This window comes from Streptomyces sp. NPDC001914, from assembly GCF_042891215.1.
Taxonomy (GTDB): domain Bacteria; phylum Actinomycetota; class Actinomycetes; order Streptomycetales; family Streptomycetaceae; genus Streptomyces.
The window spans coordinates 181,319-198,704 of record NZ_JBIASW010000016.1 but is presented as its reverse complement, the minus strand read 5'-3'; the positions used below and the strand labels follow the sequence as shown (position 1 = coordinate 198,704).

The 17,386-nt window shown below is 70.4% G+C and carries 10 protein-coding genes and 1 pseudogene; 9 read left to right on the top strand and 2 right to left on the bottom strand.

Annotated elements, in window-relative coordinates; all coding sequences use genetic code 11:
• The 5 genes and pseudogenes from ACFYYF_RS33835 to ACFYYF_RS33815 all read left to right on the top strand — a co-directional run.
• Window positions 1-623, top strand: a pseudogene (locus tag ACFYYF_RS33835) (flavoprotein); the annotation flags it as partial.
• Window positions 624-674: 51 nt separating this feature from the next.
• On the top strand, window positions 675-1,136 hold the full coding sequence (locus ACFYYF_RS33830; protein WP_388781452.1) for an ArsI/CadI family heavy metal resistance metalloenzyme: 462 nt from the start codon (window positions 675-677) through the stop codon (window positions 1,134-1,136).
• A 1,638-nt stretch (window positions 1,137-2,774) separates the two neighbouring features.
• Entirely contained in the window at window positions 2,775-4,028 is a 1,254-nt protein-coding gene (locus ACFYYF_RS33825; protein ID WP_388781450.1) for a helix-turn-helix domain-containing protein, read from the top strand.
• Window positions 4,029-4,153: 125 nt separating this feature from the next.
• On the top strand, window positions 4,154-4,564 hold the full coding sequence (locus ACFYYF_RS33820) for a DUF6415 family natural product biosynthesis protein (protein WP_388781447.1): 411 nt from the start codon (window positions 4,154-4,156) through the stop codon (window positions 4,562-4,564).
• Window positions 4,565-4,590: 26 nt separating this feature from the next.
• Window positions 4,591-4,734, top strand: coding sequence for a hypothetical protein (locus ACFYYF_RS33815; RefSeq protein ID WP_388781444.1), 144 nt, complete (start codon window positions 4,591-4,593; stop codon window positions 4,732-4,734).
• Between the two features lie 537 nt (window positions 4,735-5,271).
• Here the strand turns inward: ACFYYF_RS33815 and ppdK are convergent.
• Complete coding sequence (ppdK, locus tag ACFYYF_RS33810; RefSeq protein ID WP_388781441.1) at window positions 5,272-7,956, bottom strand: pyruvate, phosphate dikinase; 2,685 nt, start codon at window positions 7,954-7,956, stop codon at window positions 5,272-5,274.
• Window positions 7,957-8,296: 340 nt separating this feature from the next.
• On the opposite strand from ppdK, the gene ACFYYF_RS33805 reads away from it, so the two are divergent.
• The 4 genes from ACFYYF_RS33805 (at window position 8,297) to ACFYYF_RS33790 (ending at window position 14,576) form a co-directional block, all read left to right on the top strand.
• On the top strand, window positions 8,297-10,015 hold the full coding sequence (locus ACFYYF_RS33805; protein ID WP_388781439.1) for a GAF domain-containing protein: 1,719 nt from the start codon (window positions 8,297-8,299) through the stop codon (window positions 10,013-10,015).
• A gap of 384 nt (window positions 10,016-10,399) precedes the next feature.
• Window positions 10,400-10,597: a hypothetical protein gene (locus ACFYYF_RS33800; protein WP_388781437.1), complete on the top strand. Its 198-nt coding sequence runs from the start codon at window positions 10,400-10,402 to the stop codon at window positions 10,595-10,597.
• Window positions 10,598-11,015: 418 nt separating this feature from the next.
• Window positions 11,016-11,918 (top strand): universal stress protein, encoded by a 903-nt coding sequence (locus ACFYYF_RS33795; protein ID WP_388781434.1) that lies wholly within the window; start codon window positions 11,016-11,018, stop codon window positions 11,916-11,918.
• 294 nt (window positions 11,919-12,212) lie between these two features.
• On the top strand, window positions 12,213-14,576 hold the full coding sequence (locus tag ACFYYF_RS33790) for a heavy metal translocating P-type ATPase (protein ID WP_388781431.1): 2,364 nt from the start codon (window positions 12,213-12,215) through the stop codon (window positions 14,574-14,576).
• 109 nt (window positions 14,577-14,685) lie between these two features.
• Here ACFYYF_RS33790 and ACFYYF_RS33785 read toward each other — a convergent pair whose 3' ends face one another.
• Complete coding sequence (locus ACFYYF_RS33785) at window positions 14,686-17,127, bottom strand: SpoIIE family protein phosphatase (protein WP_388781428.1); 2,442 nt, start codon at window positions 17,125-17,127, stop codon at window positions 14,686-14,688.
• Window positions 17,128-17,386 lie beyond the last annotated feature (259 nt).

Here is a 17,386-nt window from a genome sequence, read left to right as displayed (position 1 = left end):
CCGACCAGCTCCCGGCCCGTGGCGCCCTCGGCCTCGCCGCCAAGGCCGCCGTGGACGACGGCCACGCCGACGCGGTCACCGGCTTCCGCACCGACTCCTTCGAGCGGGCGACCGACGGCCGCCTGATCCTCGTGGGCGAGGACGGTCGCCGCCTCGACCCGGTCGACGAGGTCATCGTCCTCACCGGCTTCCGCCCCGACCTGTCCTTCCTCTCCGAGCTCCGGCTCGGTCTCGACGAGCGCCTTCAGGCCCCCACCGAGCTGGCCCCGCTCATCGACCCCAACCAGCACTCCTGCGGCACCGTCTACCCGCACGGCGTGGGCGAGCTGTCCCATCCGGAGAAGGACGTCCACCTCGTCGGCATGAAGTCCTACGGCCGCGCCCCCACCTTCTTGGCGATGACCGGCTACGAGCAGGTCCGCTCGATCGCCGCCGCCCTCGCCGGGGACCAGGAGGCCGCCGAGCGAGTCGAACTGACCCTCCCGGAAACCGGAGTCTGCGGCGGCGCCGGCCTCTTCGACGACCCCGACGCCCGGCAGGACAGCGACGGCGGAGGCTGCTGCGCGGCCCCGACCACCATTCAAATCGGCATCGGCGCCCCGGCCCGGTCCGGCGGCTGCTGACCCACGACTCCAGACGCGCAACCCAACCCATCACCCAGCAGGAGGCTCGCCATGTCCCGCGTCCAGCTCGCTCTCCGCGTTCCCGACCTCGCCGCGTCCATCGCCTTCTACAGCAAGCTCTTCGACACCGAGCCCGCCAAACTCCGCGACGGCTACGCCAACTTCGCCATCACCGAGCCCCCGCTCAAGCTCGTCCTGATCGAAGGAACCGCAGGGGAGACGACCCGTATGGACCACCTGGGCGTCGAGGTCGAAACGACCGAAGCGGTGCACGGCGCCACCGCCCGGCTGGCCGAGGCTGGCCTGGCCACCGACGTGGAGAACGACACCACCTGCTGTTACGCCCTCCAGGACAAAGTGTGGGTGCACGGCCCCGGACAGGAGCCCTGGGAGGTCTACGTGGTAAAGGCTGACGCCGACAACCTCGCCAAGCAACCGGGCAGCACCTGCTGCGCCGGCCCGACCGAGGATGTTCCGGACGAGCCGACGGCCTCAGCGGCACGCTGCTGTTGATCATTGACGACCAACCTTCAGACCAGCGGAGCCGCGACCGGAACGCGGGACCGGTCGCGGCTCGCGCTTCGTTTCCGCCTCCTCGGGCGACCGCGACCGACAGTGGTCCATGCGCTCGGCACGGCCATGGAAATCAACTCTGCGAGAAGCCTTCGGGGCATCGTCCAGTTCGGCCCCTTGCCTGACCCTGCACGGGATGCCGACGCTTTCAAGGTCGCAGTCGAGGAACGCCTGAACTGTGTGCTCAGACTGGCCCAAGACGTGCAGCGCGACCAAGGGCAGGAGCCGAAGGGGCGAGAGCAGGAAGACCGGCAGTGACCTCCAGGCTCGCATCGCTGCTCGCGATGAACAGTCGAAACAGGCGACAATTCGTGGTCTTCGGGAACAGGCGCTCGGATTCTTCTTCGTTGCCTTCGGGCTCCTGGCGCAGACCTGGATCTGACCTGACCCGACCAGGTGACGGCTGGCACTCAGCGCGCACAGAGTTCTGCGTGTTGACGGGCCGTGAACTTGGCGGGCGACAGCCCGGAGTGCACTTGTCCAAGTGGCAACCCGAACAGGTCACCCACTGGCGGCCGTTCGCGCCTTCCTCAACACGCACGACACCACGCGCGCGGGTACGCAGCGGTCGCCCGATCGTCTTCTGTAAGCCCAGTTCCTGAAACGCCGAGTTCAGTTCCTCGGCCGCATCGCGCGCTTTCGTCCAGCCCCGCACACAGTCCAGCCCCCGAATCCAAGTCGTCGTATCGCCGTCGCGCAAGTTGCCCGAAGAAGCGTCCGCGGCCATGGCGAACGCCCCACACCCATCAAGCACATCCGACCCACGAAGCTATTGCAGGGCCTGCTCTAGTGTGTGCGGGTACGAGTGGGGAGGTCCTGATGAACCGGCGTTGAACCCTGCCGGCGGCATTTGCAGCGACCCTCAGGCGCATGGACACGCTCGCGCCATCCCCACGCCGACACGCGTCACGTCCCTCTCCCCGGCCGAGAAGAGGGACGCTGGACCGAAGTCACCATCGGGGGTACCTTCCAAGGCGTTCAAGCCTACCGAAGGTAGGCCTTGTAGACGTACCCGAACGTAAGCCGTGCGAGCCCGCCCCTGCTTCGCTGCTTCAGCACGACGCCGACCCAGTTCGGGTTGTAGGACGAGTGAAGGTCTCCCGGACGAAGACCCGATCCCCTCGATAGAGCAGCCCCTTGACGTAGCCGTTGCATCCCGGCTTGGAGCGCAACCGAAGCCCGTTGGCTCCGACAGTCTCGGTTGGTCCAGCGGTGACGGACTGCCCGACGCCGGACGACGAATGCCATCCACGCACTCGTCCTGATGAGTCATGGGCATTTATGTTTGCGATAGAGAACGTCAAAAGGTACGTGGGAAGGTTGCCGAACTTTCAGCCGAAACCGGAGAGGCAGGGGATTCGCAGACAGGAACGCGCCATCGGGGGTGGTCGTTCATCCGCTGAACCGTTGCCGATTGCAGAGCAGGCGTCACAGGTCCGATTGATCGCGTCGGCAGAAGCGGCAGCCTCTCCGAGGCTCCACCAGTTCGGGCCGGATGTTGAACGGCAGGAACCCCGCACAAGGGCACTCCCGCCCCATACCCTGGCAGTGTCGAGTCCGTCAGAGAGGGGCAAGGCCGTGCCGTCTGAGGAAGCCAGCCCGAACCCGTACGCCGATTCACTGGTGTTCGGCCAGCGCCTTCAAATCCTGCGCACGCGACGGGGCATGACCCGTGATCAACTCGGCGGTCTGGTCGGGAAGACCGCGTCATGGGTGAAGGGCATAGAGACGGGCCGACTGAAGATGCCCAAGCTGGAGACGATCCTCCGCGTCGCCGAACTCCTGCGCGTTCGTGACCTGTCGGAGTTGGTCGGCGATCAGTCCGGTCGCGTAGATTTGTTCGCTGGTCCGGGCCATCCCCGGCTCGCTGCGGTGAAGGCGGCGATTGACGTCTTTCCACTGACGATGCAGCGGGAGGCCCCGTCGATGGCCCACCTCCATGCTCGGCTGGCCGGGGCTTGGAGCGCCCGTCACTCTGCACCCAACCATCGTGAAGTGATCGGCGAGTTGCTTCCGGATCTGATCCGTGACGCCCAGCTCGCCGTACGGCAGGCCGAGGCGGCCCCGGACCGCCGGGCAGCTCTGGCCGTGCTCTCCGAGGTCTATTCGCTGTGCCAGTTCTTCGTGGCGTACCAGCCTGACGCGGCCCTGCTCTGGCGTGTCTCGGAGCGAGGCCTCATCGCGGCCCAGGAATCGGAAGACGCGCACGCCATCGGCGTAGCGGCGTGGCTGGCCGCTCAGGCGCATCGCGACGCGGGGATGGGCCACTTCGAGGCCGCCGACGCGGTGAACCTTGAGACGCTGGCCTATCTGGAGCCGTTGTTGCCGGATGCCTCCGACGATGTACTTGCGATCGCGGGGGCACTCACGTTCGAGGCCGGCTACACCGCGGCCCGGAGGGCCGAGACCGGTACGGCCTGGCGCTACTGGGACCAGGCGCGCATTTTGGCGCAGCGACTTCCCCGGGACTACTACCACCCGGTCACGTCGTTCTCTCGCGCGATCATGGGAGCCCACGCGGTTACCGTCGCTGTAGAACTGCGACAGGGTGGCGAGTCCGTACGCCAGGCCGCACGCGCCGACGCGGTCACGATCCCGTCGAGGCCGCGCAGAGCCCGCCATCGCATCGAGGAGGCCCGCGGCTTCCACCTCGATGGACAGCCAGACGTGGCGCTTGCCACCTTGGAGAAGGCGCACGAGGCGGCTCCAGAGACGATCAAGTACAACGGCTATGCCAAGCGGATCATCCTTGAGGAAGCCGACGCCAAGGCTCCGGCGCGCAGCCGCCGCGCCTCGGAACTCGCCGTGAAGATCGGCCTGTTGGCCGCATAGCGTGGGGGCACATTTTGTGCCCCTGGTTCGCGCTCTCCGCTCCTACGGTCGTAGACCACGAAGACCCCGGCGACCGCTCGCGACGGCCCCGGGGCTTGGCCAACGCTGACAAGGAGCGCCGACCCATGCAAACTACAGCCCGCGAGCCATCGGCCGAAGAGGCCGGCGGATGCCCACCCGACATCGCGACCATGCGTTCCAGCGTGCGCCGCTTCCTGGCCGAGGACGCCCTCCCACCAAGCGCGCACGAGCTGGGAACGCTCATGCTGCGGCTGAGGGGTCACATGCGGCTCCTCATTCCTGAAGTCGAGCAAGCCATCGCCGGTCTTCCGAAAGACGACGTGCCGCGCTACTGCGCGCTTGCGTGCATCGGAGAGGCGCGGCGAAAGCTGGACATCACCCCGCAGGCTGGCGTCAGTTCCGGCGTCGCACACGCCCGTCGCTTGGCTCGCTCGCTGAACGCCTTATGCGATCACTTCGAGAACTTCAGTGGCGATCGCCCGCGCTGCACGTCGGCCGCTACTGCGACAAGTTGATCACTGACCCCGAGGACGCGGTCGCCGTGGGAATCGAGCTGGGCATGTCCGGGCCCGGCTGGACCGTATGGGCACGCCGTCAGCATGCCGTGTTCGTCGATCCGGACCCCACGCTGATGAGCATCCTGGCCCCCATCCTGATCGCGCGTGCCTTGCTGTCGGACGACTGAGCCGAGCACCCCGCCCCGGTGAGATGGGATCCCACGGCAACCGCAGGGTCAGGGTTGCAACCGACACCCGCCCGCTCTCTCCTCTCATGCCCCGGGAGAGCGGGCGGGCCCTCGCGTGCCGTGAGTACCAAGTTCGGCAGCCCACAGCCAATAGGTATCTCAAGAAGGCTTGACTGTGGTCATGCCCTCGCGGACCGCGACTGCCACGCTGTGGTCGAGCCGGTCGAGGACGGAGGACGGCACCGCGTCGCGGACCTCCCGGCGGATCTCGTCGTCCGTACGAGGGAAGACGCGCTGCAGGTCGCGTCCGTGGGCGATGCCGACCAGCCGGCCCCCTCGTCCACGACAGGAGGCGTCCGGCTCCGTGATGCTCCATCACGCGGGCGGACCCCCTGACGGGCAGCCCGCTGTTCCGGTGCCGGTCGAGCAGTTGTACGACATCTCCGAGAGGCGTCTTCCGGTGTGCCTCGACGACGTCGCGGTCATCGCTTCACCGACGACGCGGGCCGTGCCGGCCACCGTCTCAGCGTTCTCCGGTCACTTGCTGTCACTTGGCCCCGAATCGGGGAGTGCGGCGCGTCCGGCCTCCAGGCGTGCGACCGGAACCCGGAACGGCGAGCAGGAGACGTAGTCCAGTCCGGCCGTGTGGAAGAAGTGAACGGAGTCGGGGTCTCCGCCGTGCTCGCCGCAGACGCCGATCTTCAGTTCGGGGCGTGCGGCACGGCCCTCGTCCACCGCGATGCGGACCAGCCGGCCCACGCCGTCGCGGTCGAGGGTCTCGAAGGGGGAGGTGGCGAAGATGCCCTTGTCGAGGTAGGCCGAGAAGAAGGCCGCCTCGACGTCGTCGCGTGAGAAGCCCCAGGTGGTCTGGGTGAGGTCGTTCGTGCCGAAGGAGAAGAATTCCGCTTCCTCGGCGATCCGGCCGGCGGTGAGCGCTGCACGCGGGAGCTCGATCATCGTGCCGACCGGCAGCCGCACGGGGACACCGGACTCCTCGGAGACCTCGGCCAGTACGCGTTCCACCTCGGCCCGTTCGATGCGCAGTTCCTCGACGGCGCCCACCAGCGGGACCATGATCTCCGCCTTGGGGGAGCCCCCGGCCCTGGTGCGTTCCACGACCGCCTCGGCGATCGCCCGCACCTGCATGGCGACCAGGCCCGGGACGACCAGTCCCAGCCGGACGCCGCGCAGCCCGAGCATGGGGTTCTCCTCGTGCATACGGCCGACCGCTTCCAGGAGTTCGGTGTCGTGCGGGTCGGGCACGGTGCCCTCGGCCTCGGCGGTGGCGATGCGCACGGCGAGGTCCGTGCGGTCGGGCAGGAACTCGTGCAGGGGCGGGTCGATGAGCCGGATGGTGACCGGCAGAGCGTCCATGGCCTCCAGGATGCCGATGAAGTCCTGCCGCTGAAGGGGCAGCAGCGCGGCCAGAGCCCTCTCGCGCTCCCGCTCGTCGCGGGCCAGGATCATCGCCTCGACCAGCTTGCGGCGCGCGCCGAGGAACATGTGCTCGGTGCGGCACAGGCCGACTCCCTGGGCGCCGAACCGACGGGCGCGGGCGGCGTCCTCGGGGGTGTCGGCGTTCGCCCGGACCTCCAGGCGGCGCAGGCCGTCCGCCCGCTCCATGGCGTCGGCGACGGCGCCGACCAGACCGTCCGACCGCTCGCCCGTCTCGAAGTACCGCATCACCACGGAGTCGACCAGCGGGGCCGCGCCCAGATACACGGCGCCTTCCGAACCGTCGACGGAGAGGACCGCGCCCTCCTCGACGACGGTGTCGCCCACGCTGAAGCGACGTGCCGCGGAGTCGACGGTGATCTCCTCGGCCCCGCACACGCACACCGTGCCCATGCCTCGGGCGACGACGGCCGCGTGACTCGTCTTGCCGCCCCGGCTGGTCAGCACCGCCTGCGCGGCGATCATGCCCGGCAGGTCCTCGGGAGTGGTCTCCTGCCGTACAAGGACGACGTGTTCGCCGGCGGCGGCCCGGCGGACCGCTTCGGCCGAGTCGAACACCGCCGCGCCCACGGCCGCGCCCGGAGAGGCGGGCAGCCCGTGGGCGAGCGCCTCGCCGACGGCCGAGGTGTCGAACCGGGGGAACATCAGCCGGGCGAGACCTTCCCCGCTGACCCGGGCCAGGCCCTCGTCAGGGGTGATCAGCTCCTCGTCCACCAGCTCGGCCGCGATCGCGAACGCGGCCTCGGCGGTGCGCTTGCCCACTCGTGTCTGCAGCATCCACAGCCGGCCGCGCTCGATGGTGAACTCGATGTCGCACAGATCGCGGTAATGCGTCTCCAAAGTCTCCATGTGATCGCGCAGTTGCCCGTACGAGACCGCGTCCAGCTCCGCGAGAGCGGTCAGCGGAACGGTGTTGCGGATGCCCGCGACGACATCCTCGCCCTGCGCGTTCGCCAGGTAGTCGCCGTACAGGCCGGGCCGCCCCGTGGCGGGGTCACGGGTGAAGGCGACGCCGCTGCCGGAGTCGGGCCCGAGATTGCCGAAGACCATGGTCTGCACGTTGACCGCGGTGCCCAGGTCGTCGGGGATGTGTTCGCGGCGACGGTAGATCCGGGCGCGCTCGCCTTTCCACGACTCGAAGACGGCGAGCACCGCGCGGCGAAGCTGCTCGTCCGGGGACTGGGGGAAGTCCTCGCCGGTCTCCCTTCGGATCAGGTCCTTGTACGTCGTCACGAGGCCGGACAGGTCCGTCGCGTTCAGCCCCAGGTCGCTCGCCGCCCCCCGCGACCGCTTGAGGTCGGCCATGGTGTTCTCGAACAGAGCGCTGTCCACGCCCATGACCGTGCTGCCGAACATCTGTACGAGGCGACGATAGGAGTCCCAGGCGAAGCGTTCGTTCCCGGAGATCTTCGCCAGACCGAGCACGGAGTCGTCGTTGAGGCCGATGTCGAGGATCGTCTCCATCATGCCGGGCATGGAGAACCGCGCCCCTGAACGGACGGACAGCAGCAGCGGGTCGTCGGGCCGACCCAGCCGTCGTCCTGCGGCCTTCTCCAACGCCGTGAGGTGTTCGGAGATCTCACCGGCCAGGGTGTCCGGTTCGGTGCCGGTGGCCAGGAAGGTCCGGCAGGCTTCGGTGGTCACGGTGAAGCCCGGCGGGACCGGCAGGCCCAGTCGGGTCATCTCGGCCAGGTTCGCTCCCTTGCCACCGAGCAGGTCGGCCAGGTCGCGGCCGCCCTCCGCGAAGTCGTACACGTATCGGACCATGACGCCGGTCTCCTCCGATGGGTTTCAGACTGGGTATGTCTCCAGCGTCCGGCCGCCGGGGCCGCGGAGGCAGGTGCTGTCGGTCCCCTCCATGGGGCCGACCGGCCCGGTGGAGGCCGGTTCTCACTCAAGGACACGCCCGAAGGCGGTCCGGCGCGAGGCGTGAGGCGCCTGGGGCCGCGGTCCGGGCCAGGCCCGCTGTCCCATGCTTCGCAGGCACCGAAGCGGACTCCCGCGAACCTGGCTCGATCCGCTACCACCCGCTGTGGCGGACCATTACCGTGAACACGCCCGGTACCGTTCGGCTGTTCGCCTGTCGAGGGACCTGGAGGAGCGCAGGGTGGAGAGCCCCGAGGAGGCGCGCGTGCGGCTGCCGCAGCTGCGGCTGGACGAGCTGCTGGAGGAGCTGCAGTCGCGGCTGGACGCGGCCCGTGGTACCCGGGACCGGGTGCACAACCTGCTGGAGGCGGTGCTGTCGGTCGGCCGGGAGCTCGATCTGGAGCAGGCCCTTCACCGCATCGTGGAGGCCGCCGCGGTGCTGGTCGACGCGGAGTACGCGGCCCTCGGCGTGATCGGCCCGGACGGCCGCCGACTGTCCGCCTTTCATACCGTGGGGGTCAGCGAGGAGCAGATCGCCCGCATCGGGCCGTTTCCGGAGGGTCACGGCATCCTGGGGGAGCTGATCCGCCCCCCCGAGCCGTTGCGGCTGGCGAAGATCTCCGAGCACCCGTCCTCGCACGGCTTCCCCGCGCACCACCCGCCCATGGACACCTTCCTCGGTGTCCCGATCCGGGTACGCGACCACGTTTTCGGCAACCTGTACCTGACCGAGAAGCGGGGCGGTGTCCAGTTCGACGAGGACGACGTGGCGGTCACGCTCACGCTCGCCGTGGCTGCCGGCGTCGCGATCGACAACGCCCGGCTGTACGAGGAGTCCCGGCTGCGGGAACGCTGGCTGCAGGCGAACGCGGAAGTCACCCACAGCCTGATGTCCGGCAGTGAGCGTACCGAGGTCCTCGCCCTGATCGCGGAGCGGGCCGGTGAGATCACCGGGTCCGCCCTCGCTGCTGTCGCGCTGCCGGTGGAGGGCAGCCGGTCCCTCGCGGTGGAGATCGCCGTCGGGATGGACGCCGACGCGCACAGGGGCCTCGTCCTGGCCATGGACAAGAGCCTGATGGGGCTGGCGTTCTCCGGCGCCGCATCCGTAACCAGCGCGGACGTCACCCAGGACGAGCGCATCTCCCCCGAGCCTCCGCGGTTCGGCGGACTCGGCCCCGCCGTGGCCGTGCCCATCGGGGCGGGCGACACCGATCCGCGGGGCGTGGTCCTGCTGGCACGGAGGGTCGGCCGGCCGGTGTTCTCCGAGACGGAGACCGAGACGTTGCAGGCTTTCGCCGGACAGGCCGCCATCGCCATGGAGCTGGCGGAGCGCCGACAGGACGCCGAACAGGTCGCGGTGCTCAAGGACCGTGACCGCATCGCGCGTGACCTGCACGATCTGGCGATCCAGCGGCTGTTCGCCACCGGCATGACGCTGCAGAGCGCCGGCCGCTTCATCGAGCACGAGGAGGCCGCCGAGCGTGTGGTGCGTGCGGTCGACGACCTCGACGAGACCATCAAGATCATCAGGTCGACGATCTTCGGCCTGCGCACCCGCGACGGCGCGGGGGAGGCAGGGTTGCGGGCCCGTGCCGTGCGGGTGGCAGGCGAGGCCGCGCAGGTTCTCGGCTTCGCCCCCAGCCTCCGTATGGAAGGCCTGCTGGACACCGACGTACCCAAGGAGATCGCCGACCACGTGACGGCGGTGCTGTCCGAGGCCCTGACCAACATCGCCCGCCATGCCCATGCGAACCGGGTCGACGTACTCCTTGTCACGGACGGGCGGGAGGTTCGTCTGTCGGTCACGGACAACGGTGTCGGCATCCCCGCCGGAGGCCGTCGAAGCGGGCTGCGCAACATGGCGGAGCGCGCCGGGCAACTGGGTGGTGAGCTGGAGCTGGGAGAACCCGAGGGCGGCGGCACGATGCTCGTGTGGCACGTACCGGTGCGGACGCCGTAGGACCGACCGCACGAAGTCGGCGCGTTCACGCCCCGCCGGAGCCGTGCCGCCCGGTGGGCAGAGGCCATCGGCCCCTGGGACAGGGCCGTTGGGCCCACGTTCTCACCGGCGTCGTGGCGGAGGCCGCAACGGGCCGTCACCCGAGGGCTCTCCCGGATGAACGGGGCTCCGGCCGAGCCCCGCGCGCGACGCTCGGCCGGCCCACGGGGTGCGGGCGGCCGTCCCTGACCGGGCGCGTCCCTCGGCGGGCTCGGGGCCCGCGCGGCTCCACCCGCAAGGGCCGATCCGGACCTCTGTACGGCCTGCTCGGCTCACGCGGCCCCCACCTGTGGGGGAGTTGGCTGGAGGCAAGGAGAACGACGCCGACCAGGGAGGGCGAGGACAGTGGGTACCAGTCTTACACCTGACTTCTGGGAACGGTTCGCGGTGTTGCTCGTGCTGGCTGTTGGTCTGACAGTCGTCCTGACGGCGGCCGTCGACGGACTCGCCGTCCGTCTGCTGCGCCGTCGATACCCCGAGACGCTGCCGAGGTCGCCGCACCGGACCGTTCGCAAGGACCACCGCACGTCGGTGCACTGCTGACAGACCATGCGGCAAGTGCGTTGCCGGGCCGGGGAGCTGTGCCTGCCCTTCGAGACCGACCGGCGTCGCGCCGACGGCCTGCGCGTCGTGAACGGCTGGAACCCCGCCCACGGACACGCCGCCACGGGATTCGGAACTCCGCGCGGAACGGCCACAGTGTCGGCCCGGACGCGCACGCGGTGCCGCGGCACGCCTGCGCACCGCCGGCGGTGATGCCGCACGACTGATGCGTGCCGGTTCCCGCGTATTGCGCGCGGCACTCCCGGGTCTCGGCCCCGACTTACGGTGTCCGACTGTCGGAAGGCGTCATGGAGAGGGGCCGGACGGCCCCCGACGGGGACCGGGCAGCCTCTGCCCTCGGACGGACCGCGGCATGACGCTGGTGGCGGACGTCAGACCGGCTTCTGGAGGTGCCGACATGCTTTCGCCCGTAGTCGCAGGAGTTGACGGATCCGCCGAGAGCCTGGCCGCCGCCGCATGGGCGGCCCGAGAGGCGGATCGACGGGATCGACCGCTGCACCTGGTACACGCCTGGCCCTGGCACCCCCGCCGGCAGGAGCGCGAGATCGCCGGCGCCGAGCAGCGGCATCTGGCGCGCAGTGCGCTGCGCCGGGCGGAGGAACGCGTCCGTGCCCAGTGCCCGGACCTCCGCCTCACCGACGAGCAGACGGAAGGCCCCGCCACCACCGCGCTGTTGAAGGCGGCGGACCAGGCCGATCTGATGGTCCTGGGATCTCGTGGTCTGAGCGGGTTCACCGGATTCCTCGTGGGTTCCGTGGCACTCGGCGTGGTCGCGGCGGCGACGCGTCCCGTCGTCCTCGTGCGGGCGGGCGAGGAGGCGGCGGACGAGCACGTGCCGGCACGCGACGCGAGCCCCTCGACGGACACCGGCTACCGGGACGTCGTGCTGGGCGTGGATCTCGACGAAGCCTGTGACGAGGTCATCGAGTTCGCCTTCGAGGCCGCCCGGCTCCGGCACGCGCGGCTGCGGGCCGTGCACGCCTGGCACACCACCGGCCCGATCGGCCTGGGCCCCGGTGACCTCGGACTGGCCAAGGAGTCCTGGCAGGGCGAGGAATGGCTGGGCTTCCTCAAGGCCGTGCTCCAGATGTGGCGCGACAAGTACCCCGATGTGGAGGTCCTGGAGACGGTGGTGAACGACAAGCCCTCGACCACGCTCGTGAGGGCCGCGACCGGAGCGAGTCTCCTCGTTGTCGGCCACCGCCTCGCCGAGCGCCCTCTCGGCCCCCGCACCGGACCGGTCACCCATGCCGCGATCCACCACGTCGGCTGCCCCGTCGCCGTCGTGCCCCATGTCTAGGGGACCCCTGGCAGCGAGCTGAGCAGACCGATTGGCCCACGCGTCGCTCCATCACTCGCCGCGGCCGGTCGCGCGGTCGTGCCGGTCCCGCACGACCGACGATGGCGCGGCCCGGTGCCGCCGGTCCGTTTCGACTTCGGGTACGTTCCCGGCCGGGCCCGGTGACGGTCGAGGCGCCGGCCGAACGGCCCTGAGAACCGGGCCGTCCGTCCCCTGCCGAGCGGGCCGGACGGCGCGGTGTGATGGAAGGGACCGAGCGCAGGTCGTCACATCGGAGGGACCGAGGGGTGTGCCATGGATCGCATCACCGCCCTTGCGGCACGATTGCAGCGGCTGACTCTCACATCCGTGTGCGCACCCGCTGAATCCATGCTCCTGGCCGTCACGGCAGCGGCCCTCTCGGCAGGCGGCGTCGCCTGGATGGTCGGCGCGACCGCCTTGGCAGACCTGTTCTGGGGACTCGGAACGGTCGCCGCCGTCGTGCCGGCGGTCGGGTGGGTACTGGCGTCGCTGCGGCACGGCGACGTCGGTGTCGACGTGGTCGCCGTATTCGCGCTGGGAGGCACCCTGGCCGTCCAGGAGTACCTGGCCGGAGCCTTGATCGCGCTGATGCTCGCCACCGGCCGGACGCTGGAGACCGCCGCGCAGCGCCGCGCCTCGCACGACCTGCGCGCTCTGCTGGAGCGAGCCCCGCGCACCGCCCGCCTGCGCACCGCCGGCGGCGTGCGCGTGGTTCCGTCGGCCGAGGTCCGTGCCGGCGACCTGCTCGTCGTGGGCCCTGGGGAAGTGGTCCCGGTCGACGGCCGGGTGGAGGGCGTCACCGCCGTCCTCGACGAAGCCGCGCTCACCGGCGAGCCCCTCCAGACCGAGCGGGCGCACGGTGAAGCCGTCCGCAGTGGCGTGGTGAACGCGGGCACCGCCTTCGAACTGCGCGCCCTCGCCGCTGAGCGGGACAGTACCTACGCGGGCATCGTGCGGCTGGCCGAGGAGGCTGGAGCGGAGTCCGCCCCCGTCGTGCGGCTCGCCGATCGCTACGCGGCATGGTTCCTTCCCCTCACCCTCGTGATGGCGGGCCTGGCCTGGCTGGTCAGCGGCTCCGCGGTCCGGGCGGTCGCCGTCCTGGTGGTCGCCACCCCGTGTCCGCTGCTGCTGGCCGCCCCGGTCGCGATCGTCTCCGGTCTCTCCCGCGCCTCACGCCTCGGTGTGGTCGTCCGCGGCGGCGGCGCCCTGGAGAACCTGGGCAGGGCCCGCACGCTCCTGCTGGACAAGACCGGCACACTCACCGCCGGCCGGCCCCGTGTTCTGGACGTGATCGCAGCACCCGGCGGGAAACCCGCGGAAGTGCTCCGACTCGCGGCATCCGCCGACCAGTACTCGCCGCATGTCCTCGCCCAGGCCATCGTCGACACGGCGCACAGGCGCAGCCTTGCGCTGTCGGTTCCCTCGGCTGTGAGCGAGGAACCAGGCCGGGGCGCCTCCGGCACGGTGGACGGCCACCGGGTGTCGGTCGGTCGCGTCGCGGCCTCGGACACGCGACCGTCCTGGGCCCGGGCGGTCGACAACCGCGCGCTTCTCGACGGCGCGGCAGTCGCCTGGCTGACCGTCGACGGACAGCTGACCGGTGCCGTCCTCCTTCGCGACCCCGTCCGACCCGACGCGCCCCGCACCCTGCGCCATCTGCGAACGGCGGGCATCGAACGACTGCTGATGCTGACCGGCGACCGCGCCGATCCCGCCCATGAGGTCGCGGCCGTACTCGGTCTCGACGACGTCAGGGCCGAGCTCGGCCCGGCGGACAAGGTCGCCGCCGTACGAGCCGAGCGAGCGCACGCGGTCACCGTGATGGTGGGCGACGGCGTCAACGACGCGCCCGCGCTCGCCGCGGCGGACATCGGCGTGGCCATGGGAGCACGCGGTGCCACCGCCTCCTCCGAGGCCGCCGACATCGTGCTGACCACCGACCGGGTCGACCGTCTGGCGGACGCCGTCTCCATCGCCGTACGGGCCCGCCGGATCGCGGTGCAAAGTGCCCTCGGGGGCATGCTGATGTCGCTGGCCGCCATGACCGCGGCAGCGTTCGGCCTGCTCCCACCGGCCGCCGGAGCCCTCCTCCAGGAAGGGATCGACGTCGCGGTCATCCTCAACGCCCTGCGCGCTCTGCGCGTCGACCAGGCCGCGGGGCCTGCGCTCACCCCCGCCGCCGAGGCACTCGTCCAGCGCTTCGCCGCCGAACACGACGATCTTCAGGACGTCCTGGATGCCGTGCGCGGCGCTGCCGACCGTGTTTCCGACAGCCCGGGCCCAGGAGCCCTCGCGGCCGTCGAGGAGGCGCACAGACTGCTCGCCGAGCGGCTGCTGCCGCACGAGAACGCCGAAGAGCACGAGCTCTATCCGGCTCTCGCTCCCGCGCTCGGAGGGCCCGAGGCAACCGCCACCATGAGTCGCGCCCACACCGAGATCGCACGCCTCTCCCGGCGGATCGCGACCCATCTCGAACTTTCCCGTGTCGACGGCGGCCTGGCTCCCGGGCAACTCGACGACCTGCGTTCCTGCCTCTACGGACTGAACACCGTGCTGCGTCTGCACTTCACCCAGGAGGAGGAGAACTACTTCTCGCTGGCCACGTCTCCGCCCGACGGAGGCCACCAGGGCTCATGAAGGGGCTCAGCCGAAGCCGTGTACCTCGTGCGCAGGGCGGCGCGATGGCCGGCGCGTGCCCGTGCGGAAGATGAACAGGCACCCGGCCCCGAGCGCGACGGACTCGCCCTCATGCCGGCTCGTCCGGCATTCCGACCTCAGCCCAGATCGCCTTTCCTGCCGGTACATGGCGCGTCCCCCAACGATCGGACAGCTGGGCCACCATCATGAGGCCGCGCCCGCCCTCGTCGAACATGCGGGCCCGGCGCATGTGCGGGGCGGTGCTGCTGCTGTCGGACACCTCGCAGATGAGCGCGGAGCCGCGGATCAGGCGCAGCTGAACGGGAGGGCTGCCGTAGCGGATGGCGTTGGTGACCAGTTCGCTCACGACCAGCTCGGTCGTGAACGTGAGCTCGTCCAGCCCCCAGTCCGTCAGGCGCCGGGACACGTCCCGCCGGGCGCCCGCCACAGCGGCCGGATCGGAGGGCAGGTCCCGGGTGGCGACCCGGTCCGAGCCGAGAGACCGGGTACGTGCAAGAAGGAGGGCGACGTCGTCCGACGGCCGAGCGGGGAGCATGGTCTCGATCAGGTCGTCGCAGAGGGTGTCCAGGGAGAGCGCCGGCTGGTTCAGACGCTGCAGCAACAGTGCCATGCCCCCGCCGATGTCGTGTCCGGAGCCCTCGACGAGACCGTCGGTGTACAACGCCAACAGGCTGCCCTCAGGTACTTCCCATTCGGCTGTTTCGAAAGGGAGACCGCCCACGCCCAGTGGGGGTCCGGCGGACAGTTCGACGAACTCCGCCCTGCCGTCGGGTGTCACCGTGACGGGTGGGGGATGGCCCGCCGCGGCGGCGGTGCAGCGCCGCGAGACCGGATCGTAGACGAGGTACAGACACGTTGCGATGAGATCGGTGACGATGTCCGGCTCCGCATCCGATGCGGCGCCCTCCTCCGTCTTGAGGTGAGTGACCAGATCGTCGACATGGACGAGGAGTTCCTCCGGAGGCAGGTCGACATCGGCCAGAGTGCGCACCGCGGTCCGTAGCCGCCCCATGGTGGCGGAGGCCCGCAGGCCGTGGCCGACGACGTCGCCGACCACCAGGGCGACGCGGGTGCCCGACAGGGGGATGACGTCGAACCAGTCGCCACCGAGCCCGGCCCGGGAGCGAGCCGGCAGGTATCGGTGAGCCACCTCCACGGCATCCTGGGCGGCGACGCGCTGCGGAAGCAGGCTTTGCTGCAGAGCCAGTGCGGTGTTCCGTTCGCGGGTGAAGCGGCGGGCATTGTCAATGGCGACGGCGGTGCGAGCGGCGATCTCCTCCGCGAGGAGCAGATCGTCGTCGTCGAACGGGTGCCGGCGCCGGTGGCGCACGAGCACGGCCACTCCGAGCGTGACATCCCGGGCGCGCAGGGGGACGACCATGACCGAGTGCATTCCGAAGGAGCGGACCTTCTCGGCGCGCTCCGGGTCCGCCTTCTGCCAGCGTTCGACGGCGTTGTCCGGGGTGCGGTGCAGTGACGCGCGGCCTGTGAGCAGACAGGCGACAGGAGGTGAGGACGCGGGGTAGTAGTCCACGTCGCCAGGCTGGATCAGCGACTCCGGAACACCTGGCAGGACGGACTGCTGCGCGACGCGGCGCAGAGCGATGGAGCCTTCCGCCAAGGGCCCGGGCTCGAGGCCACGCAGCAGCGAGTCCAGCAGGTCGATGCTCACGAAGTCGGCCAGTCGACCCACCGCGATGTCGGCCATTTCCTGCGCCGTTTGCGCCACGTCCAGGGTGTTGCCCACGTGCGTGCCGACGTCATTCAGCAGAGCGAGCCGCTCTCGGGCCAGGCGCAGTTCGGTGATGTCGAGCGCCACGAGCTGAACGTGGCGCACCTCTCCCGCCGGGTTCCTGATGGGCGACACGGTCACGGCCCAGTAGCGTCCGCGGGCTTCGGGGTGCGGTCGGCCGTGCACTTGGAAGAATTCCGGATCTCCCGTCTCGAATACCCGGCGCATGCCCTCTTCGACCCTGGTGCAGATGTGGGCGGGCAGGACGTCGGTGACACGTCGACCACGCATCTTCTCTTCCGGGAGGCCCAGCGCGCGAACCGCGCCGGCGCTCCCGCGCAGGGCGCGCAACTCGGCGTCGTAGATCATCACGGGAAGGTGGCACTGTGTGAAGGCTTCCTCCGCCGTGGCCTCGGCTTCATCCGGTCGGTGGGCCGGACGTGGATGTGGCCGCTGTGTTCGCGTGGCTACGACGAGCCATTGCGCGTTGCCCTCGTGGTCGACCGAGGCGTACGCCTGAAGGTCGGCCGCCACGTCGTGGCCGTCCCGATGCCGCAGATCAGAGGTTCCCTGCCAGCCTCCGGCAGCTGCCGGGAGATGTGCCGGGACATCGGAATTCCGGCCCAGCAGGCCGGCCGCGGCCCGCCCGATGACGTCCTCGGACCGGTAACCGAGGAACTGCTGGGCGCCGCTGCTCCACCCCGTCACGATCCCCTGCGCGTCGACGACCGCGGTGGCTGCGGCTGCCGGATCCGGAGGACGGCCGTTCACGTGAGAGGTGGCACTCTCCATGTCCATTCACCGCCCAATCTGCCTCGGGCTCTCGCGTCCGCAGAGGCACAGCAGAGCGGAGCGGCAGCGCGGCTCAGGGTCGTCCCATCGCGTGGATTCCTACCTCACTTGTATCGCTCCCCGTCGGCAGGCGCAGGTCGGTGGAGACGGGGGAGAAGCCGCACCGGTACGTACCGGCCCTGGAGGAGGCTCCCGGTCATGTCCGCGAGGACCGTGACTCCCTCGTCGGTCGGAGGTGGGAGAACAGCCGGTCGGCCGGCCGTGC